We start from the raw sequence: 22,571 nt of genomic DNA, 5'->3' as shown, positions 1-22,571 counted from the left end.
CTTCTCAGCCCGGGTAGCGGTCGATCGGCGGCGGCTTCGGCGCCGGCGCCCCGGACAGGCCGAGGGTCGCCTCGAACGCCTTCTTCCAGTCACCGTTCCGCTGCCGGGCGGCGAGCGCGTCGTTGAGCGCCATCCGCAGCGCGGTGTCTGCGCGGGGGACGCCGATCCCGTAGGGCTCCTTCGAGAAGGGCTTGCCGACGACCTTCAGCTCGTCGGGCGCCTTCGCCGCGTAGCCCAGCAGGATCGCGTCGTCCGTGGTGACCGCGTCGACCTGGTAGGTGAGGAGGTTGTCGACGCAGATGGAGTAGGTGTCGTACGCGACGAGGACCGCCTTGGGGTAGTCGGCCTTGATGCGCTGGTAGGGCGTGGATCCGGCGGCCGAGCAGACGCGCCGTCCGGCCAGGTCCTCCGGGCCGTCGATGTCGTTCTCGCCGGCCCGCACCAGCAGCCCCTGCCCGGCCATGTAGTACGGCCCGGCGAAACCGACCTGCTTCTTGCGCATCGCGTTGATGGTGTACGTGCCGACGTAGAGGTCGATCTGGCCGTTCTGCAGCGCGGTCTCGCGGTTGGCGGAGGAGATGGTCTTGAAGTCGATGGTGGCCGGGTCGAAGCCCAGGGAGGCGGACATCATCCTGGCGATCTCGATGTCGAAGCCGGAGTAGCGGCCGCTGGAGGGGTCGCGTTCGCCCAGGTAGGGCTGGTCCTCCTTGACGCCGATGACGAGGTGGCCGCGGCGCTCGGCCCGTCGCCAGGTGGGCGAGTCGGGCAGCCGGAAGCCGGTGTCCACGGCGTAGTGCGGCAGTTGTCCGGCGCTCGGGCCCTTGGCGGGCGGGCTGCCCTCCCGGCCGCAGGCGGCGACGGCCAGGGCGAGCACGGCGAGCAGCAGGACGACGGCGGTGCGGCGTGGGCGCCGCCGGTGGGAGTTCGGCATCTTCGCGCCCCCGTTCAGTGCTTGAGGATCTTGGAGAGGAAGTCGCGGGCCCGTTCGCTGCGCGGCGCGGTGAAGAAGTCCTCGGGCGTGCGGTCCTCGACGATGCGGCCGTCGGCCATGAACACCACGCGGTTGGCGGCGGAGCGGGCGAACCCCATCTCGTGCGTGACGACGACCATCGTCATCCCGTCCCGGGCGAGCTGCTGCATGACCTCCAGCACCTCGTTGATCATCTCCGGGTCCAGCGCCGACGTCGGCTCGTCGAAGAGGAGCGCCTTGGGGTCCATGGCCAGGGCTCGGGCGATGGCGACACGCTGTTGCTGGCCGCCGGAGAGCTGGGCGGGGTACTTGTCGGCGTGCGCGGCGAGGCCGACGCGGTCCAGCAGTTCGCGGGCGCGCCGGGCGGCCGCGTCCTTCTTCTGCTTGCGGACCTTGACCGGGGCCAGCGTGATGTTGGCGAGGACGGTCTTGTGCGCGAAGAGGTTGAAGGACTGGAAGACCATGCCGACTTCGGCGCGGAGCCCGGCGAGCGCCCGGCCCTCCTCGGGCAGCGGGGTGCCGTCCAGGGTGATGGTGCCCGACTCGATGGTCTCCAGGCGGTTGATGGTCCGGCAGAGCGTGGACTTCCCGGATCCCGAGGGGCCGATGACGACCACCACCTCGCCGCGGCCGACGGTGAGGTCGATGTCCTGGAGGACATGGAGTTTCCCGTAGTACTTGTTGACCCCGCGCAGTTCGATCAGCGCCTCACCGGCCATGCAGTCTGCTCACTCTCATCCGTACAGCGGAGAGTGCGCAACTTACCGGGACATTTCCGACAGTTCTCCGCTGACACGCACGGGGGTGGGGAGGAGAGTGGAATCGACGGGGCGGGGGCCGGGTGTTACGGGGCCGGGCTCCGGGAGCCGGGGCCCGCTCGCCGCCGGGGTGCGGCCGTGGCGCCGGGCCGAAGCGCCACGAGGCCGGGCCCGCCCCCTCAGTTCTCCGCGACCTCCGCATAGACCTGCGAGAGTTCCGGCGCCCCGTCGTCGGCCCATTCGTGCCCGGCGGCCACCACATCGATCTCCCGGCCGGATGCCAGGCACACCACCGGCTGCCCGTCCGGCCACACCCGCCACCGCGCGCCGGGCACCGTGCGTACGAGGACCGTGCCGAGGTAGAGCCCCGCGTCGTTGCCGAGCCAGGGCAGCACCTCCGGGTCGTCCCGCCACACCGGTTGCAGCTGGTCGAGCGCCTCCAACGACGCGTCGGAGTCGTCCAGTTCGACCCCGGCGTGCCCGGCCTCGGCGCGGAGCAGCTCGCATTCGGACAGCAGCTCGGCGATGGCGCCGGGGTCCTCACGCACCGCGTCCGCGAGCGGAACCGCCGTACGGCGCGCGCCCGAACCCTTGCGCCACTTGTCCAGGAAAGACATGTTCATGGGGTGCAGGGTCCCACCCGTCCACCGGGCCCGGCCACAGGCGCGCGGCAACCGCCGACCGCCGTTCGTCATCCCGACGTCCCCCTCCCTTCTCCCCCCTTTCACGGCGCTCCGGTCTGATCTGCCGGATCGACAGCCGCCACCTCTCACCGGAACGCCCGTTACTCCAGGGGAAGTCCGCACCGTCCCGCCGCCCGCCGCCGTACCGGGCGGGCGCCGCGGACGGCTCCCCCCACCCCATCTCTCACGGAGGGAACGACCGATGCGCATACGACATCTGTGCACCGCCCTGGCGCTGCTCACCACCGCGGCGACGCTGCCCGCGGCCACGGCGAACGCGGCCGCGGCGCGTACGACCTCCCCACAACAGGCCGCGCACGCCCTGCCGTTGACGCACCTCTACGACAACACCGCGGTCGGCGGCGGCTCCAGACCCGGCGCCGCCGACTTCGACGGTGCGGGCAACGCCCTCTCCGCACCCGACCTGTCGGCGGCCGGCTGGACGCCGGGCCGCGCCTTGGACCTCGACGCCGCCCCTCTGACCTGGCCACGCGCCACCGCGGGGCGGCCCGACAACGTGGTCGCGAACGGCCAGACCGTCGCCGTCGGCGGCACGGGCCCCGCGCTGACGTTCCTGGCCGCCGCGACCGGCACCGGCGCCCCCGCCACCGGGAACGGCACGGTCCACTACCGCGACGGCTCGGTGAGCGGCTACCGGCTGACCGCCCCCGACTGGCGCTCCGGCCCGCCCGCCACCAAGGCGGTGGCGCTGCCGCACCTGGTCACCCCGCACGGCACCGTCGACGGACCGGCCCGGCTGTACGCGGTGACCGTGCCGCTGCGGCCGGGCCGCGCCGTCGCCTCCGTACAGCTGCCGCGGGCCGCAGCCTCCGGCGCGGAGCTGCACGTCTTCGCGCTGGCGGTGCGCCGCGACGACCGTGGCTGGACGGGGAGTTGGGCCACCAGCACCTCCGGCTACACGGGGGTCGGGCCGTGGCGGGACCGGACGCTGCGGCTGGTGGTGCACGCCGCCGCGGGCGGGCAGCGGGTCCGCGTGCGGTTCACCAACACCTTCGCGGCCGCGCCCGTCACCCTCGGCGCCGCGAGCGTCGCCGTCCGCCGGGGCGGCGCCACGGCCTACGGAACACCGCGGCGGCTGGCCTTCCGTCACGGGCAGCGCGGCGTCCGCGTTCCGGCCGGGGCCGAGGCGGTCAGCGATCCGCTGGGCTTCCCCGTGCCCGCGGGACGGGATCTGCTGGTCAGCGTCCATCTGCCGGGGACGGTCACGGCGGCGCCGGTGCACCAGGAGGCGGCCCAGACCTCGTACCTCAGCGCGTCCGGTGCCGGTGACCGCACCGCCGACGCGGGCGGCGGCGCCTTCCCCGAAACCCTCACCACCTGGCCGTTCCTGACCGGTGTGGACGTCGCGGGCGGGCCCGGTTCGGTCGTGACGCTGGGCGATTCGATCACCGACGGGGTCCGCTCGACCAGCGGCGCCGACCACCGCTGGCCCGACGCCCTCGCCCGCCGCTTCCGGCAGCAGCACGCCCTCCCCCGCTACGGCGTCCTCAACCAGGGCATCTCCGCCAACCGCGTGGTCACCGACCGCTACCCGGGCGACGGCGTCAGCAACGACATGGGCGGGGTGAGCGCCGGGCACCGGCTGCAGCGCGATGTCCTGGCGCAGACCTCGGTCCGTACGGTCGTGCTCTTCGAGGGCATCAACGATGTGCGGTGGGGCACTCCGGCACCGGAGGTGGTGGACGGGCTGCGGGCGCTCGCCCGGCGCGCCCACGCCCACGGGCTGCGGGTCGTCGCGGCGACGCTCACGCCCTGCGGCGGCTACCAGGACTGCAGCGCGGAGGTCGAGGCGCGGCGGCAGGCGGTCAACGCGGCGCTGCGCGATCAGGGCGGGGCGTTCGACGCGGTGCTGGACTTCGACGCCGTGGTCCGCGACCCGGCCCACCCGCAGCGGATGCTCCCCGCCTACGACAGCGGCGACCATCTCCACCCGGGCGACGCGGGCCTCGCGGCGCTCGCCGACTCGGTGGATCTGCGGAAGCTGGTGCCGGGCCAGGGGTGAGGTCCACCGGGCAGGGGCGCGGGCCGCGGGCCTGCGCCCCTGCCCGGGGCCCCTCAGAGATCCAGATCGACCACGACCGGCGCATGGTCGGAAGCGCCCTTCCCCTTGCGCTCCTCCCGGTCCACATAGGCATCCGACACCGCACCGGCGAACGCGGTGTTGCCGTAGACGAGATCGATGCGCATTCCGCGGTTCTTCGGGAAGCCGAGGGCGCGGTAGTCCCAGAACGTGAAGGGGCGGTCGTACTTGAGGGCGCGGGGCAGTACATCGCTCAGGCCGGTGTCCCGCAGGGTGGTCAGCGCCTTCCGCTCGGCGGGCGTGATGTGCGTCTGGCCGACGAACGCGGCCGGGTCCCACAGGTCGTCGTCGGTCGGCGCGACGTTGAAGTCGCCGAGGACGGCGAACGGACGACCGCCCGCCGCGTCCTCGGCTACCGCCGTCCGCAGCGCCGCCAGCCACTCCAGCTTGTACGCGTAGTGCGCGTGGTCGACCTCGCGGCCGTTGGGGACGTAGACCGACCAGGCGCGGACCGGGCCGCAGGTGGCGGAGACGGCGCGGGGCTCCTGGGCGCCGTCGTACGCCGGGCCGCCGGGCAGACCGGACACCACGTCCTCCAGGCCCACCCGGGAGACCAGCGCCACGCCGTTCCACCGGCCGGTGGCGGTGACCGCGGACTCGTACCCCAGCTCCCGCAGCTGGTCGGCGGGGAACTGCTCCGGGGAGCACTTGGTCTCCTGGATGCACAGCACGTCCGTGCCGGTGTTCTCCAGCCAGGCCAGCAACCTCGGGAGGCGGGCGGTGATCGAGTTGACGTTCCAGGTCGCGATGCGCATGCCGGTAAACCTACAGCGCACCACTGACAACGGCCGCGGAGCGTCAGAGCGGCCCGGTGGCGGTGCCGGGAGCCAGGCGGCCGTGGTCGGTGGTGGTGAGATTGCCGATCAGGCCGTCGTAGATCGGCCGGGCGTGGTCGCGCAGCAGGCTGTCGTGGATGTCGACGGCCCGGCGGGGCGCGACCGCGCGGACGTAGTCGATGACCTCGGACACCTTGTTCCAGGGCGCGTGCACCGGCAGCAGCAGGGTGTCGACCTGCCGCCCCTCGGGCACGGTGAGCGCGTCGCCGGGGTGGAAGACCGTGCCGTCGATCAGATAGCCGACGTTGGTGATGCGCGGGATGTCGGGGTGGATGACGGCGTGCAGCTGACCGTGGACCTCGATGTCGAAACCGGCGGCGGTGAAGGTGTCGCCCTCGCCGACGGTGTGCACCCGGCCCGGGAACGCCGCCGACAGCTGGTCGGCGACGGCAGCCAGCGTCCAGATCTCGGCGGCCGGATTGGCCTCCAGGCCCGCGCGCAGCCGCCCCTCGTCGAAGTGGTCGGCGTGCTCATGCGTGACCAGCAGGGCGTCGGCCCCTACGGCCGCGTCCTCCTCACTGAACACTCCGGGATCGATGACGAGCACCCACCCGTCCTTCTCCAGCCGGACGCAGGAATGGGTCTTCTTCGTCAGTTCCATGACGCCATCCTGCCGCCCCCGCCCCGGCCGCGCCCGGCTCAGCCCTCCGGCGTGGTCTCCTCGCGGATGACCCGCTGCGCGACGGTGAAGGCGGCGTTCGCCGCAGGGATACCGCAGTAGACGGCGGTGTGCAGCAGGATGTCCTTGATCTCGGTGGGCGTCAGGCCGTTGCGGAGCGCGGCGCGGGTGTGCGCGGCGATGTCACCGTGGTGGCCTCCCGCGACCAGCGCGGTGAGCGTGATGATGCTGCGGGTGCGCCGGTCCAGGCCCGGCCGCGTCCAGGTCTCGCCCCACTCGTAGCGGGTCACCAGGTCCTGGAACTCCCCGGAGAACGCGTCGGTGGCCTCCTCGACCGCGTCGACATGGGCGTCGCCCAGCACCTCGCGGCGGACCTTCGCGCCACGCTCGTACGCGCTGCCGCGGACCGCCTCCGGCTGGGCCAGCCCCGCCTCGATGGCGGCGGGCGCGGTCTGCGCGACCGCCGCCAGCTGCGGCTTGGGCGCCGCCGCACCGATCGCCGGCTGCCCGCCCGCGGACGGCTTGTCGTGCCAGGCGGTGCTGAAGTGCCGGATGAGGAGTTCGGTGATGGCCGCGGGCTGCTCGACCGGGGCGAGGTGGGAGGTGCCGGGCACCAGCGCCAGGCTCGCGTCCGGGATACCGGCGACCAGGCTGCGGGCGTCGGTGGTCGGCGTGGTCTGGTCCTCCGACCCGGCGACGACGAGCGTCGGCACGCCCACTCTGCCCAGCGACGATCTGACGTCGTACGAGGCCAGCGCCTCACAGGCGGCGATGTAGCAGCCGGGGTCGGTGGTCCGCACCATCTGCACGGCCCATTCGACGATGGCGGGCTGAGCGGAGGCGAACCCCGGGGTGAACCAGCGCTCGGGCGCGGTCCGCGCGATCGGGTCGAGCCCGTTGGTACGGATGACGACCCCGCGCTGCCGCCAGGAGTCGGCGGTGCCGTAGCGCGGTGACGAGGAGACCAGCGCGAGCGAGGTGACGCGCTGCGGGCGGGTGAGCGCCAACTGCGTACCGATGGCGCCGCCGAGGGAGCAGCCGCCGTAGCCGAAACGGTCCACGCCGAGCGCGTCGAGGGTGGCGGCGACCCGGTCGGCCAGCTCGGCGACCGAGGACGCGGGGTAGGCGGGCGAACCGCCGTGACCAGGCAAATCAAAGCGGATGACCCGCCACTGACGGGTCAGCTCCGGGATCTGCCTGTCCCACATGTGCCACGTTGTCCCCAACGAAGCACCCAAGACCAGGGCTGGAGCGTCTTCTGGCCCGTCAACGCGGTATTGGAGCATATGCGCCCGTGTCTCACTCACGCCCGCACCGTCTCACATCTCACTTTTTCTCACGTGCTTGGGTAGGACCTCCATGCAATCCAGTCCAGGTTTCGGCGGCTTCACGAAGATCCTCCACATCCGGCTTGACGTACCACTTCTTGGTGGTACTCACGTTCTTGTGCCCGGCCCAACGCGCAAGGATGTGATCGGGAACACCATTGTTAGCCAGGTACGTAAAGCATGCGGAACGAGCTTCATAGCACACGTGCCGGGCTCGTACTGCCGGACGGAACCCCCATGTGTTCGGCCTGCCAGACCGAGGCATTTCGACCGCCGTACCACCGCTTAGCCATCCCGCCCCATATTTTCTACACCCAAGCAACCTCGGCTATCGTTTTTCTCTCTGCTACAGCCCCCACCACGGAACCGGCAGGCCAATCCAATCATTTAGGTCTCCCGCACGGCAGCGCAGTGCGTTGCCCACTCGCTTGAACGGAATTCCTTGGCTCCGCCAGTTTCCGTACACCCAACTCTTCGGCCTCCTTAGGCACTTCGTGACATCACCCGCAGACATGAGTACGAGCGTTGATTCGCTGCCGCCCCCTTCTCCAACCGTCCCAGCGGAACCGTCGACCGAAAACTCATCGCGACACTCTCCTTCCTTAGCGGGGCCCTTGCGGTTCAGCGGTGGCCACCACACTCATCTGGGCAGCAGAGGACGGAGACTTCCCGCACGCACAGCTCGGCCTCCGGCATCCGCCACGGCTCCACCGCCAAGCGCAGCCGATTACGAACACCACAATGGTCGCGAGAATCGCCGGTTGGGCTAACCGGCGATCGTGGTCTATGTTGCCTGCCATATCAGATGGATCCGGAAGGATCTCGGGCCGACTCGGTCAGGGAGCCAGCCGGTATGAGCGCAGGCCCGGCGACGCACTATCTGCAGCAAGTACCAGCAGACCGTCATCCGTGAGGCGGTCAAGGCTGCGCGCCACGACTCGCTCTGTGGACCCGAGGCCACAGGCCATGCGCCGAGTTGTGACTCCAGGATTTGCTGCAATGTACGCGATGACGACACGGTCGCCGCGATAACTTCGCTGCAGCTGACCCTCACCGAACAGGCCGACCGCACAGACGCAGACACAGAGCCCACTGGACACCGCGCCATAGCCACCGGACGCCTGGCCGGACCATGCGTTCAGCGCGCCAAGGACGAAGAGAACGGGGGAGGTGAAGCGAGCGGATCGAATGCCAGAGTCAGACAGAAGAACCTCCTAATCCGGGATGGCGTCAGCAAGAGATCCTCACAAGACGCGCGGCATCAATTCGTAGTCCTGGACGCGAAAATATCGCCGCACAGTCCAGCCTGGCGCTCACCTGACGTTGTACGTTGACATGACATCGACGAACGTTCCAGCCCTTTGAAGGATTTCCCTGTCTGCCGTGGGCGAATCCCCATCCTCATCTCGACAGAGAGCCCTCCATGTCGGGCCTATTGAGGCGAAATGCATTTTCTGAGACCGACGCCGCGAAGCCGTTCCGATGAGCCTCGAAGGCAGCGTCTGGATGCCGTTCATTCTGATCCGCGCTCCGCATCCGGTGACGATCCCGGAAATTACCCTCCAGGGACTACCGAGGCCGACGGCACTCCCAAACCGCCCGCGCTGCCCAGCCCTGGTAAGAACGGGCGCAGAGATGTCGGAGGCTCCAGTGCCGCCAACATGTCGTCACACCTATGCCATGTCGGCGCTCACGGGCGGACACAGTTACTGTCAGCGCCCGCGGTCGCCGTCCACGTGCCCGCAGCGGCGGGCGACGACAAGAGCGTCCAGGGGCGACGCGGTGCCGCGCGCGTCGAGCCGAGGCGGGCGCCCAGGTCATCATGGAGCTGGGTGAGGGGAGTCCGTGCCACCTGTCGGCCCACGCGACGTAGCAGCTCAAGACCGAGATCACCGAGCTGGCCGTATCGCGCCAACTCCTCGTGCGCCCCGCACGCCATTGATCACCCCGGCCTCGCCCCGCGGGCGGCAGTGCCCGCGCAGGTCTCCCGCTATGCACCCGTGCCCAAGCACAACAGGAGCGCCACGCCGTAAGACCCAGGCCGACAGTCAACAGCCCGCCGTCGCACGTGCCCTCGGGAGTTCACCAGCGTGCAGATGACAGGTCCCTGCGGACATGACGCCGAGACCGCCGAGCTTGGCCTCGCTGCCGGAGATCCTCATCCTCCGCCGGCATCAGCCCACTCAGTGCACCCAGAGAGAAGAGCCCTCAGGTTGGCCCTGCCGCACTGGAGTTTCGGGTCGTGCGGCATCTGCGTGGTCCCGCTGTTGGTGACGTACAGCCACTTTCCGCGCACGGCCGTGGCGGTGGGCGTGGCCAGGCCGTCCGCGGCAGTCGGTACGGTCTTGACTCTTCCGCCCGGCCGGAGAGATCTGCACCAGCTCCGGCGGCCGGCCCGCCGAGCTGCCCAACATCGAGACGGTCTGGGAGTCGTCCGGGTTGACGGTGAGGTTCTCGGCCACCTCTCCGGCGACGAAGTCGAACGTGGCCACGGTCCGAACCTTGGCGGCGAGCGCCTCATGGTCGCCGCACCCTGTCATCGCAGCCGCGGACGGCTCCACCGTCAAGACGGCCACGGACGCGGTGATCACTGCCCAGATCTTGCATCGCTCCGGTATCGGTACCTCTTCAAGTCCTCAGCCTTGTCAGCCTTGATCGGATCCGCGAAACCCTTCGGGCAGAGCGGTGTGTACAAGCGGTCATGGTCACTCGGAACGGCCTAGTCGGCGCCTGTCCGAAAGATGTTGACTGTGTTCCCGGAACTTCGGTCGAGCTGTGGACCCGCTGACGCAGCGGGCAGGACCTGCGAGCAGTGTGCGCTGCAACCGCGGGGAGGTAGCCGCTCCGGGCTGCGGTGGGTGGTTTTGGGTGTTGCTTCATGGAGGGGGTTGTGGTGGCTGGTGGGACGTTTTCAATGGATATGAATGATCTGTCGTGGAATGCGCCTGGTGTCGAGGGGGCGGGTTGGTCGGTGATGTGGTGGGTGGGGTGTTGGGGTTGTGTGGAATGTGATCGCGGTGCTGTATGAGTGTCGAGATTCCTTCTGAGTTGGGGTGGGTTGCGTTTCTGGCGGTGGGGGATTCGTGGCCTCGGGGGGATGAGGACAAGTACCGGGCGGCGGGTGCGGCCTGGGGGGATGCTGGTGCGGAGCTGGCTGGGGTCAGTGATGCGTTGGTGGCGTCGGCGAATGGTGTTCTGGAAAGTCTGGGTGGTTCGGCCGCTGAGGAGTTCCGGGGTTTTGTGGGGCAGTTGCGTGCGGTGCTGCCGGGTATGGCTGAGGGTTTGGCCCAGATGGGGGAGATGACCGGTGAGGCCGGTCTGCAGCTGGAGTATGCGAAGTACATGATCTTGCTGCAGCTTGTTTTGCTGGCGTCGCAGATCATTGAGTGGGCCTTGTTCGCGCCTGAGGCGGTGGGGGCGTGGGTCGTTTCCGCTCGTCTCGCGGTGCAGATGATTTTGCGTCGTCTGGTGATCGGGATGGCTGTCGGTGTGGGGGTGGGGGTGGGTATGGACGTGGTGGTCCAGGCCCTCCAGTTCCTCAAGGGGGATCGTTCTCGGTGGGGTGTGCAGAACACGTTGCAGGCTCTTGAGTCGGGGGCGATCTCGGGTGCTGTGGGTGGGCTTGTCATGGGCTCTGGTGATGTCCTGGCCCCGAAGCTGGCGGGCAAGCTGGCGGGCAAGCTGGCGCTGGGTGGCGCGTCGGGCGTTGTGACTGCTGGGGTCGTGCAGGGTGTCTTCGGTGAGGAGCAGGCTCTGGGGGCGGCGTTGACCTCGGGTGCGCTTGATGCCTTTGGGGGTGGCAAGCGGAGGCGGTTCGGCGGTGGTGCGAACCACGTTGAGGTCGATTCGGTCAAGGCTCAGGTGCCCAAGGCGCCGGATCTGCACTCGTTTGATGTGAAGGACGTGAAGGCAGCGGTCACGTCAGCGCCGGCCGATCCGGCCGGTCTGGTCGGTCCGGTCGGTCCGGTCGGTCCGGTCGGTCCGACCGGTGTCTTGGGCGGTGGCGGTCATCCGGTCGGTGATGGGGGCGAGGGGGTGGTGGGCCGGCCCGGTGTGGAGTCCACCGGTCCGCAGACGACGAGCGGTACGGCTGCCGTGTCGCAGGTGGCCTCCGACGGGATGGGCGTGCCGGCGTCCAGCACCGGGCAGAACCGCACCACGGTGGCCGGCGGCGGTGAGGGCACCCCTCTCACGGATCGTGCCGGGGCCGTCCACCAGCAGGCCAGCGACGCACACACGCCGACCACCACCCACACCACGACGCACACACCGGATACCTCTACGTCCGGACTGAACACTGGCGGGGAAGTGCCGCCCACCGCCCGCATCCCGGCGCACACACCGGATGCTTCTACGTCCGGATTGAACAGTGACACGGACGCGCCAGCCGCCACGCGCACCCCGGCACACACACCGGATACCTCCTCGTCCGGGCTCACCAGTGGCGCGGACACGCAGGCCGCCGCCCGCCTCCCGGGAGAAACTTCCGGTGCTTCCTCGTCTGGGTTGAGTGGTGGTCTGTCCGGTTTCGACACCTCTCTCACCCGCTCCGCCGGCGACCCGCACATGCCGGCCGACGTCGGCTCGGCGGCGCAGGCCCAGCCCGGTTCGGGCGCGCTCGGGGAGCGTGCGGACTCGGTGTCGGTGCAGAGCGCAGACTCCGGCGTGCGCGGCCTGCCCGGTTTTGAAGACTCCGGGCCGGACACAACGACCGCGCTGCCGCACAGCGGCCCGGCGGTATCGGACAGTGCCTCCGCAGGGATGCATCCCACCGCTCCCGAGCACGGTGCCAGGGGCGATCAGCTCTTCTCGGGGGAGGTTTCCCCCACACCGGTGGGCGGGGCGGACTCGCCGCACGAATCGGCCCCGGCCACGCTCGCGTCCGGGGCGGGCCGCGACGCGCATCAGCTCGTACTGCCCGACACCCCCGGCCCCCACAGCGGCGACCGACCCACCACCAACACCCCAACAAACACAGGCACAGGCGCCGGAACAGGCGCAGGCGCAGGCACGCGCAACGACGTCACGGCTGGAGTGCGCACACGCCCCGGAACGCCCTCCCCGCAGTCCCCGGCCCCCCGTATCTCCACAGAAACCGACACCGCGGCACGACCGTCGGCTGACCGTAGGTCCACCCCGGTCAGCTTGTCCGCGGACCGCCCCACAGTCACGGCTGCCGCAGGCGAACCCTCCCTCCACACCACAGCGGGCCAAGTCGAACCGGCTGCATCCTCCGGCGATCCCCGTGAAGCTGCTCCCGCCCGGCCCACCGAGCCGGACAACCCGCGAATTCCCCCGCACAACGGGGAGCGGCCGGACCGCCCGGTGTCCTTGGGTGACACGAGCATGGAGGGCGTCGCACTGCGGCAGCGCGCACTCACCTCGGACACCACCGACACCAGGGACGACCACCCCAGCACCGCCACGGCAGCACAGGCACCGCCCAGACTGCCGAACCAGCCGTTGTCGCCTGCGCCCGACGAGGACATCACGGGCAATTTTGCCAACGAAACGATCGCGGCTCGGGGCCAGCGAAGAGCCCTTGACCACTCTGCACCCGCCACTCCTGCCCCGCACACCCCGGATGACAAGGCGATCACCTCGGCAATGGGTGGCGCGCCCGGCGGTCACGGTGCCCCGTCCCGGCCCTCCGGCGCGGAGCTGGACGCGATCTGGGCCCGGGAGTCCGACGCCCGCCTCGACGTCTTCCGCAGCCCCGGCGCGTCGGACGACGTGGTCGACGCGCGGGTCGGCTCCTGGGGCGAAGTGCAGCGCGCGCAGCGGGAGTTCAACCACGCACAGCTGAACTTCGATCTCCACGGCGGCCGCGGGGACGGCCGTTCCGACGGGCCGACCGTCGGCGAACAGGCGCGCGTCGACCTCGACGCGGCCGTCAACCGTCTCGGCCACGCCCGCGACAGCTTCCGTCAGCTCGGCATGGACCCGGACACCGTCGCCCACGAACTACGCGCCCTGGACGACCTCTCCCTCGCCGACCGCCCGCGGCTGCTCGGCGGTGCGTCGGCCCAAAACCGCTTCGAGAAGGACCTCCCGGGCCTCGACGGTGTGGTGGTCCAGGCCCCGCGCCGCCAGGTGCCGACGCTCGCGGGCGCCGAGGGCTTCGGGGACCGCCTCGTCGTCCACGGCGGCGCCGCCGACGCGCGGATCGACGTCCAGCTGCTGGACGCGCCGGGCGGCAGCCCCCTCCGCACCTGGCACTACCAGCGTGGCTTCGCCGGGCTGACCCTGACCGGTGAGGACATCGCGCTGCGCGGCGGTCCGCTCGACGGGATCACGGTCGGTACGACGTCGAAGCTGGGGAAGTCGACGGCGGCGCCGGTGCTGGACGCGGCCGGTGGCCACGCCTGGCCGGTGAAGATCGAGGACGGCCATATCGTCGTCGCGTCGCCCGGCGGGCCGCAGCGCTACACCTGGTCCGACGGCGCCTTCCACGACGCCCCGCCGGTCCCGGCACCGCACACCGACGCCCCGCCCGCGGCCGCCGGTCTCCACGGCAGGTACGCGGAGAACTGGAACTCCCTCATCGACGTCGCCCACGTCCACCTCGGGCGCGCCGACGGCGACGGCAAGGTTGCGGCACTGATGCGGGACGTCATCGGCGGCTCGTTCACCTCCAAGCGCGGCTACGGCGGTTTCGTCATCCCCTCGAAGCTGGAGGACGGCGCCCTGATCGCGAAGGTGGAGGACTTCCACCGCGTCACGCAGGACCTGCTGTTCGAGGGCCCCAACAAGGAGTTGACCGTCTACCGCGGCGTCTCGATGGACCCGGCGAGCCAGGCGGCGGACACCTTCACCGAGCGGCTGCCGATCTCGACGTCCAACACCTTCGATTTCCAGCCGGAGTGGGCGAAGAACGGGGTGGTGAGCAACCGCGTCGTCTTCGAGATCCAGGTCCCGGCCGATCACGGCAAGCTCGCGATGGCGTACCCGCCGCACTTCGACCACGGCGCGCACCCGGCGCCGCGCAGCCCCGATCAGTGGGGGATCACCCTCTCCCCGACGACGCTGGTGCGTACCGGCCCGACCCGTACCGATCCGGGCAGCGGCCTGACGATCGTGCCGGTGCGGGCCGAGGCGATCGCGCCGGACGATTTCGCCGCCGTCCTGCGGGAGGAGTGGCCCGGACTCCCCTCGGGCACCGCCTTCGACGACTTCGGCCGCGCCTTCGACCAGTCCTCCCTCGTCCGCTGGAGCGGCTTCGAGGACGTCACCGTGCACCCGTCGCTCAGCGAGGACGGGCTGGTCAAGACCTTCACCGTCAGCAAGCCGGGCCACACGGACGACCTGACCATCACCGTCACCCACCACCCCGACGGCAACAGCGTCGACGTCACGTTCACCGGCCCCGGCGGCGAGAAACTGCTCGACAAGAGCTGGAGCGGCACCGGCTTCGCCCACATCGCCGCCGACCTGCGGGGCGGCGTCCTGCACAACGCGGAGGAGTTCAGCAGCCTGCCGAAGCCCGGCAGTTGGGACGGTCCTGCGCCCGCCCCGGCGGGCAGCGTCGTGGACGACCTCGCCTCGTCCACCCGCGGTCTCCACATGGACGACGGCCCCGCGTCCGGCCTGAGCGCCAAGGCCATGGGCAAGCTCCCCGAGGGCAGCATCCCCGCCCCGCACATCTCCCGTCCCACCGGCGCGGAGCATGAAAATGTTTCATTGCTGCAGGGCTCCTCGTCCGAGGCCGTCACGGAACCCTTCAGGGCCGGCACGTACGAAGGGCCTGTCGCCATCGAAGGTCAGAAGAGTACGGGAATTTCCCGAAATGTTCGCGCCGACGAGCTCGAGAAGATCGTGTGGAAGGAACACTGGGAAGCAATTTCGGAGGTGTGCAGTAGATATAAATACACCATTTGCATCCGAGAGACCGGGCCGCTCTCCATCACACGGATCGCGGAAGGAGCCAAGGCGAAGCCCCATACCATCCTGGAGAAAACCATCAAGGCGAGCTCCGTGGAGGCGAAATACAGGGACGATCCGGACGTCATGAATCAGCTGGAGTCCTTGGAACTGACCGGATTCGTCGGCCATTGGGGCCCGGAAGGCGGTCTCCTGGGAGTACGGATCGATAATCCGCCCCACTCGGTCCTGGCAAGGGGCCTCGTGCGATGGGGGGAAAAAGATGAACCATATATTCCGGTCAACATCCACGAAGAAGGCGGCGGACGGCGCCTGGTCGGCCTGAAGGAGGATCCGGAATGGATGCATCACCTGTATACGGGTGACTACGATCTGCACGAGGCCTACAAGGTCCGAGGGTTCGCCGGTGGAGGGCAGATCCCGGAAGCCAGTCGCGAGAAGGTGAATTTGCTCAATCGGCTGAACCACGCGATCGCGATGCGAGACGAAAAAGAAGGACGAAATCCGGTACGCAGCGGAACTTCGGAGATTGGAGATGGCGGGACCCTTCACATGGCCGGAGAATCCTCTTACGCCATGTTCCAGCACGGCGATCAGGGTACATATCGAAAGAATCAGTACCTTGAGGCCCATTCACCGAGAATGGCTGAGGGTAATTCAGCGACGAAAGTAGCGAAACTGGTGAAGGCGGTGGCGACGGAATCCAAAGAACCTCTGGCATGGTGCCGCTTCGGGCATTGGTACGTCACCAGGAACCGCGAAGAACATGAAATGCTGCGGGCGCACTGGAAACTTACCCCACCTCACACCTGGGGAAAATCGGAGGTGGAACGGACGGATAGGGGAGGATATCGAACGGCGCAATTCATCGGAGGGGAGGAAGCCCTACGCCGGAAACCTTTTCGAGCCAGCGCCCTTTATCGCTCTGCGCTCGCCACTCCTGCCCCGCACACCCCGGATGACAAGGCGATCGCGTCGGCAACGGATGGCGCGCCCGGCTCGCGAACAAGGCCGGACTCTTCCCTGCCAGGCGATGACGGCCCGACGTCACCGTTAGAGCCCCGGCAGCCGATGTCGGATGCACCGCGCTCGATCGGGCAAGTCCTCGCCGGTGGCGCGGCGACGGCGCGGACTCATACCCGGACGACGGGCGGCGCCGACAATCTGGACAGTTCGCTTGCGAACCACGAGTTCGACAACGATGCGTCACCTCGGCTCCGTGATGATCCCTCGCCCGTACCGGACCGTCCGGTCGATTCCCCTGAGCGGTCATCGACCATGGACACCTCTGCGGACCCCGCCTCCAGCCCGGTCCGTACATCCACAAACAAAGCGGGGGACGCCCCCGCGACCGCCAGAACGGGGCAGACCGGATTGGTGGCGCCGCGGCAGCTGCCACCGGGATTCGCCGAGCTGGACAGGCACGGCAAGCCGCAGTACCCGCTGGGCCGCCGCGGCCGGGTGGAGAGTATCGGCGGCATCCCGTTCGCCAGGCACGACGAGCTGGCGAAACAGGCGGGCTCGGGGCTGCCCGCTCACCACACGACCCCCGCTGCCATCACTGCTGTCACGACAGACCTCAAGGCCAATCTCGATCGGCTCGGCGACCGCGAGTCGGCGGAACGCTTGATGGACGGCGGGCTGCGTTTCGCCGTCGAGGTACCCGGGACCGGCCGCCGGGAGGTTACCGTCAGCCTCGAACTGGGCGACCCGGCCAGGGCTCGCTGGGTGCCCGCTGACGAGCTCCGAGAGGCCGCACAGGAGACGGTGTACGGACAGAAACCCAACCCCGGTGCGGCGAATCACAAGGTGGTCGCCGGATCCACGCTGAGCCAGGAGAACACCCGCTCGGCCACCATCGGCGTAGGAGTACTCACGGGGTTCGGTGACCTTCCCTCGAAGATCTTCTCGGCGAACGCCTCCTTCGTGGTCAGCGGCGAGGGCGCCAAGGGCTGGTCGCTCGGCTCCAAGACGACGTCTCAGGCCAAGGGTCGACTTGTGCTGAACGGTTCGGAGTCCATCTTTCACTTCCCCGACGCGGCCCTGATCGTGAAAGGTACGGCGGACGCCCCTGGTGACACTCCGATCCGGATCCCGGCCCCCACCCGGCTCGGCTTTCCGTCAGAGCTGACCCCACATCAGGAAAGCCGCTCTGGGCAGGTCATCCCCGACCCGGCCGACCGTCCAGGAGTCGGCAACCCGGTCCGTGGCATGAAAGACCTGGGCGAGCTGGACAGGGCGCCCGCGAACCACCCACTCCACGAGACCGCCGATCGCATCGGCAAGGTACTCGAAGAAGTGAGGAGCGTACCCGAGCGCATCGCGGGCCTTGGGCAGTTGCGTGAGCAGTTGCTGAACAATCTGCCGAGCCATGCCGTGGCCGTGGGCTCGGAGCTCTACGAAGGCATCCAGCACTCGATCAGCGAGGAGAACCTGCTCCACAACTACCATGACCTGATCACGGTCGGGGCCCTCTCGCCGGCCTATTCCACGGCGGACGGCAAGGCGTTCGCGCGTCTGAATGTCCGGTCCAGGATGCTGAACGCACAGCGGGTCAACGAGGGCGACGTGCCGCTGATGGAGCAGACCCAGCGAGCCGTGACAACCAGCAGTGCCATCAGTGATGCGGGTGGCGTTGGTCTCACGCCGATTCACGGCACGTTCGGCTACACCATCGGGGACCCGAGGGCGGCCTTCGGCTTCAACCACCAGGCCAACGTCAACTTCAGCGTGGGCGCCAAGCTCTCCACGACGCGAAGCGCGGATGAGGCCTCCGGCGCTGGGACAGAGCGGGGCCTCCAGCTCGACGGCGACACCGTGCTCTACCGGCTGACCACGCGGACCGCCGTGGAAGTGGTGAGCGACCTCGCCGGCTACTCCCCCCGCGGACCGCTGGCAAGCCACGACACCCAGATCTTCGTCCGCGTCCCGATACGTGAGGCACACCGCTTCGAGGCCGTGATCGACCGGGAGATGGCCGGTGCGCCGGGCAGCCGCGCATGGCAGGGGGCCAACCGGCTCGTGCCGCGCGACCAGGACCCGCGCCCGCAGGACTTGGACAAGCGTGCCGCGCTCACCGCAGCCGAGGCCACGGAGAAGCACCCGCCCGCGGCACTGGCGACCCACCAGGGCATCGGCCTCTCCATGATCGAGCATCTGACCGGCACGTCAGACGTGATCCCGGAGATAAAAGAGAAGCTGCGGGAGGCCGAGCGCTCGGAGGCCTGGGTACCGGTGTGGGATCCGGGAATGCTGGGCGACTTCGACGCCCGGCTGCGCGCGAAGTTCAGCCCCGAGGCGCTGCGCAACCACGGCGCGCTGCTGTTCCGCCCTGGTGGCGTGCAGGACCGTTACTACCGGGAGGTGGACGGTGGCAGGGAAGTCATCACCATCCAGGTGGTAGCCATGAAGAGTGACACCCCGGTGGCATCGGGTCGACTCGGCTCAGCAAAGTTGGAGTTCTTTCCGCACGTCTCGAAAAGCGTGGGTGGCAGCGACTCACTGTCCTCCTCATTGGTCCTCAACGGCGGCGGCGGTGTGGCCTTCGGTATCGGCCGAGAGACCGGGAACGGGCTGCGCACCATCGAGTTGAGCGGGGTCGGCTCCGGCAACCTGTCCAAGTCGGCGGCCACCGGTGTCGGCATGTCCGGCTTCCAGATGCGCGGCGTGGCGTACGACGGGCCGGCCCGCACTTTCGACTACGACGTCACCTCATACCAGGGTCAGGTGCAGATCAAGTTTGAGCCGACACGGACGAACTTTCCTCGGATCACACTCAAGCAACTGGCGTCCCTGGGCATCCCAGCGGACCCACCGGCGGGAGGCTCCCGGCTTGACAGTGAACTCCGGCGCGAGGCGTCGCTCGGCTTCAGACTCAGTGGTGGCGAAGACTGGAAGCATCGGGTTCGCTTCGTGGTCCCGGAGCCACTGGCCCTGGACACCCCGTATGCCGACCGTGACGGCGATGCGGCCGGCAACCGCCGTTACCACTCTTACACCCTGCCTCAACCAGACTCCGGGGATTGGCGCGGCGGCAGGCCGGCGGTCACCTTGCCGGGTCTCCCGCAGCATCTCAGAGATCGTCTCCTCACGCTGAATCGTGAGGAGGTGGTGGTGGATGTGATGGGCTCCCGGTACGTGCAGCAGGAGGTGCGGGACCTGCTGGCCAAGGTAGGGATCGGGCCGGATGCGGCCGGCGACCTCGTCTGGACCGCTGCCGATACCGACATGCTGATGGGTACCCATCTGCGTGCGCCCTCGGACATGACGGCCACCGTGATCAAGCAGGGCATCATCCGGGACAAGAACGCACTCGTACGGATCGAAGCCTTCCCGATCAGCCACCTGGCAGGCCCTCAGCCGGACCCGGCTCAGCCCACGCTGACCGCCGAGAAGCTGGACCTGACTGAGACGGGCAGTAACGTCTCCGGCAGCCACGGATCCGGCTGGAGCGGCTCGGTCAGCGCAACGGCGGGCTTCAGCGCCCGCCGGGACGATGCCGACGGCAGCAGCCAGGTGTGGACGCAAGGCTTCGGACGCACACGCGGCGGCGGTCTGGAGACCTCCCACACCACCGAGCTCGGCCTGACCGCGGGTCGGATGGTTATCCAGACGGAGACGCTCCAGCCGCACACCTCAGCCCTGCTCTACCGCGTCACGGTGATCAGCCAAGCCAAAAACATGTTTGGCTCTCGCACTCCGCGGATCGCGGCGAGCCTCTTCGAAATCGCCGACGGCATCCAGCTTCTGCGGCCGGTCGAGCCGCCCGTAGACCCTCATGATGTGAACCTCCTGTCCGCCGTGAACGCCGCGCCCGATGGCAGACCCACCGTGCTCCGCACCGACTTGTCGCCAACGCCCCCCAATGGCTCGCCGGCTCCGGCCCACCGCGACTCCGACCGAGTCATCGCGACCCTCCCGGCTACCGTCGAGGACCTGGCCGCCGCCAGTGCCGGCCGGCGGCACCAGCGGCTGGCCGCAGACCCGCTGGTCCCGCACGGGTCCGTCTCCGAGGGGCTGTTCGTTCCGCCCGGGGTCAAGAGCAGCAACCCGATCCTGGACGGCGTGCAGCGGCTCCTTGCGCTCCACGGATCACAGGGGCTGGAGGACTACTGGCAGACCGACGGCACGGCGCCGGGCCTTAGGCCCGTAAAGAGCAAGCTGGCGAACCTTCTCGATCTCGGCTCGGCCGGGGCGCTGCTGGACGTCATGCTGGGCCCCGGCCTCGTACTGCACTCCACCGCCTCCGGCGTGCTGCACAACGAGCGGCTCTCGCTTGTTCTGAGGGCCGAGCGTGACCCGCAGAACAACGGCTACTACCACCTGCAGGGCGTCGACCACGCCATCGCGGCGACCTACCACAGCCGCTCGAACCGCAGCGAGTTGGGCCAGTCCGCCTCCAGTAACAGCGGCTGGTCGAACAGCGCCAAGTTTTCCGAAGGCCTGCCGGGCAACGGCCGGCTGAACGCCGTGTCGGGCACAGCCGGCATCTCGGGCTCCCAGTCCAGCAGCCGTGGCCGGTCGGTGGCGGAGTCGGACGTCAGCCAGACCCAGTTCGCCATCTCGGGGCCCGGCGACCGCTACGCCGGCGAGCTGGGGATCGACATCGCGGTGGTCAAAACCTTCAATCCCTCCCGCTTCGCCAACACCGTCGGAATGACCGTTCCCGACAAGCTGTCACTGATACTGGCGGACAAGCTGGACATGACACGGGCCGACGGCCATACCTCGGTGACTCTCACCGAACGCGTCCTGGTCCCCGAGCCGCTGAACGGCCCTGAGCTTCAGCGCTACAGCCCCGCCGCCGACCATGTCGCCGTCCGGGAGGTGGCGTACGGCACGACCGTTCGGGGCCTGGGGGGCACTCCGCTGCCGATCACCGGACAGGACCTGGCGGGCCAGAGGGTGTTCACCCGCGGCTTCGACCACGACAAGCTACGGGTCCTGACCGAGGAGGTGCTCAAGCGCCTGGGCGGCAACGTGCGCCCGCTCAACCTCTCGGACAACGCCGCGACCGCCCGCATGGCCAGCCACGGCTCCCGTGCCCGGGACGCGATCATCACCATGCTCTCGCACCCGACGATGACCGGTGAACTGGATTCTCTGGTCGACGAACACGGTCTGGTCTCGCCCGGCCTGGCACGTGAGGGCGGCCCGCTCACCGACACCCATGCCAGGATGCGGATCAAGGTCGAGCCGTTCGATCCCCGGGCGAGGCACTTCCTCAAGGGCGCGCTGGACCTGGATGTGTACAACGTCACCGAGTCCCGTCAGTCCCGCACCATGGGAGCCAGTCGCGGCCTGAATGGCGAACTCGGCGCGCGCATGACCTCCGGCAGCCTGGACCCAACGTTGCCGCCCAATTCGCACCAGAAACAGACGCCCTCCAACGCGCTGTCCATGGGCATCGGCCAGAGCACCAGTCATTCCACTTTCGCGGCACACGTTGGTCAGACGAACGACCGCTCCGTCAGCCGGGACGTACCGTGGCTGAGCGTGAAGACCGACGCGCTCGTCAGCATCACGTTGGAGGCACGCAACCAGCGCGGCCCGCTGGACTTCCCCGGCGGCACGACCGAGATGGCCTTCCACGTCCGCAACTGCCTGGAACTCGGGCTCTCTCCCGAGATGGTGCTTGAGCTGGTGGACACGCCTGAGGTGCACGCCCACGGCCTGCCGACCCCGGCCGGATTCTTCATCCCAGCCGGGTTCTATGTTCCGGCCAAGGGGATCCTCTTCGTTTGGGACGACGCAGGGCCGCAGTTCCAGATGGCGTGCAACTTCCCGGAGCTTGAGAACGCGACCGTCATACACGTACAGGCCGACCCGCTGGACCCCGCGTACTTCCTGGTCGGCAACCGGTCGCTGCCGCCGGACCAGTTCTACCAGGAGGTGATAGCGCCCAAGAGTCTGCGCGACGGCCAACTGCTCATCCTCGTCGGCTATGACCTCAACACCCGATTCGACGGCAAAGGTTCGGCGGCCGACATCATTCATGGCAAGAACCCGAACCTGCATTTGATCAGTGCCGACAGCCCGGTGTACACCACTTCCGATGGTTCGGTTCTGGCCGGCACCTACGAGCACGACGACCGTGGCCTTCCGAAGCAGCAGGGCAGATTCTGGCTGACTCCGGCAGGGGGTGGACCGAGCAGGCCGCTCGGCCACGATCTTATCGCCGCGCTCAGCGAGCACGTTGCTGTCAACGGTGGCGGCGGAAGCGGCCCGGAACACCCCTGACTCTCCCGTAGCCAAGTATTCGGGTGGTCACCCGCAGGGCACCCCACGAGGCCTCGCACTTTCACACGGCAGGCACTCCAGGTTGGCGAGGGCTTGCCGGTCCGGGGCTGATACCTCGGCGCCCCGAATTCACAAGGCTGAGCTGCACTCTGACAT

Annotated in this window: 8 protein-coding genes; 2 read left to right on the top strand and 6 right to left on the bottom strand. The window is 69.0% G+C overall.

Features of this window, described 5'->3' with window-relative positions; all coding sequences use genetic code 11:
• Window positions 1-4: 4 nt before the first annotated feature.
• The 3 genes from OG422_RS25670 to OG422_RS25660 all read right to left on the bottom strand — a co-directional run bounded on the left by OG422_RS25670 (window position 5) and on the right by OG422_RS25660 (window position 2,351).
• The gene (locus OG422_RS25670; protein WP_405746056.1) at window positions 5-931 is read right to left on the bottom strand and encodes a glutamate ABC transporter substrate-binding protein; all 927 of its coding nucleotides are present in this window, start codon (window positions 929-931) and stop codon (window positions 5-7) included.
• Window positions 932-945: 14 nt separating this feature from the next.
• Window positions 946-1,689 (bottom strand): amino acid ABC transporter ATP-binding protein, encoded by a 744-nt coding sequence (locus tag OG422_RS25665; protein ID WP_405746053.1) that lies wholly within the window; start codon window positions 1,687-1,689, stop codon window positions 946-948.
• A gap of 218 nt (window positions 1,690-1,907) precedes the next feature.
• Window positions 1,908-2,351: a DUF6278 family protein gene (locus OG422_RS25660; RefSeq protein WP_405746051.1), complete on the bottom strand. Its 444-nt coding sequence runs from the start codon at window positions 2,349-2,351 to the stop codon at window positions 1,908-1,910.
• Between the two features lie 262 nt (window positions 2,352-2,613).
• Between OG422_RS25660 and OG422_RS25655 the strand changes: the two genes are divergently transcribed.
• Complete coding sequence (locus tag OG422_RS25655) at window positions 2,614-4,434, top strand: GDSL-type esterase/lipase family protein (protein WP_405746049.1); 1,821 nt, start codon at window positions 2,614-2,616, stop codon at window positions 4,432-4,434.
• 53 nt (window positions 4,435-4,487) lie between these two features.
• On the opposite strand, the gene OG422_RS25650 is transcribed toward OG422_RS25655, so the two are convergent.
• Genes OG422_RS25650 through pcaD form a run of 3 tightly spaced genes read right to left on the bottom strand, consistent with a single transcriptional unit; the run spans window position 4,488 to window position 7,274 of the window.
• The gene (locus OG422_RS25650) at window positions 4,488-5,267 is read right to left on the bottom strand and encodes an exodeoxyribonuclease III (protein ID WP_143939711.1); all 780 of its coding nucleotides are present in this window, start codon (window positions 5,265-5,267) and stop codon (window positions 4,488-4,490) included.
• A gap of 43 nt (window positions 5,268-5,310) precedes the next feature.
• Complete coding sequence (locus OG422_RS25645) at window positions 5,311-5,949, bottom strand: MBL fold metallo-hydrolase (protein WP_405746046.1); 639 nt, start codon at window positions 5,947-5,949, stop codon at window positions 5,311-5,313.
• A gap of 38 nt (window positions 5,950-5,987) precedes the next feature.
• Window positions 5,988-7,274 (bottom strand): 3-oxoadipate enol-lactonase, encoded by a 1,287-nt coding sequence (pcaD, locus tag OG422_RS25640; protein ID WP_405746044.1) that lies wholly within the window; start codon window positions 7,272-7,274, stop codon window positions 5,988-5,990.
• A gap of 3,045 nt (window positions 7,275-10,319) precedes the next feature.
• Here pcaD and OG422_RS25635 point away from each other — a divergent pair.
• Window positions 10,320-22,415 (top strand): hypothetical protein, encoded by a 12,096-nt coding sequence (locus tag OG422_RS25635; protein WP_405746042.1) that lies wholly within the window; start codon window positions 10,320-10,322, stop codon window positions 22,413-22,415.
• Window positions 22,416-22,571: the final 156 nt, after the last annotated feature.

The sequence above is a fragment of the Streptomyces sp. NBC_01525 genome, from assembly GCF_045040405.1.
In the GTDB taxonomy this organism is placed as follows: domain Bacteria; phylum Actinomycetota; class Actinomycetes; order Streptomycetales; family Streptomycetaceae; genus Streptomyces; species Streptomyces benahoarensis.
The sequence above is the reverse complement of the archived record's forward strand: the minus strand, read 5'-3'. Positions and strand labels throughout refer to the sequence as shown.

Bases quoted from the DNA above. Each gene is read 5' to 3' on its own strand.
- OG422_RS25670 (WP_405746056.1), bottom strand. From the start codon at position 931: ATGCCGAACTCCCACCGGCGGCGCCCACGCCGCACCGCCGTCGTCCTG.
- OG422_RS25665 (WP_405746053.1), bottom strand. From the start codon at position 1,689: ATGGCCGGTGAGGCGCTGATCGAACTGCGCGGGGTCAACAAGTACTAC.
- OG422_RS25660 (WP_405746051.1), bottom strand. From the start codon at position 2,351: ATGAACATGTCTTTCCTGGACAAGTGGCGCAAGGGTTCGGGCGCGCGC.
- OG422_RS25655 (WP_405746049.1), top strand. From the start codon at position 2,614: ATGCGCATACGACATCTGTGCACCGCCCTGGCGCTGCTCACCACCGCG.
- OG422_RS25650 (WP_143939711.1), bottom strand. From the start codon at position 5,267: ATGCGCATCGCGACCTGGAACGTCAACTCGATCACCGCCCGCCTCCCG.
- OG422_RS25645 (WP_405746046.1), bottom strand. From the start codon at position 5,949: ATGGAACTGACGAAGAAGACCCATTCCTGCGTCCGGCTGGAGAAGGAC.
- OG422_RS25635 (WP_405746042.1), top strand. From the start codon at position 10,320: ATGAGTGTCGAGATTCCTTCTGAGTTGGGGTGGGTTGCGTTTCTGGCG.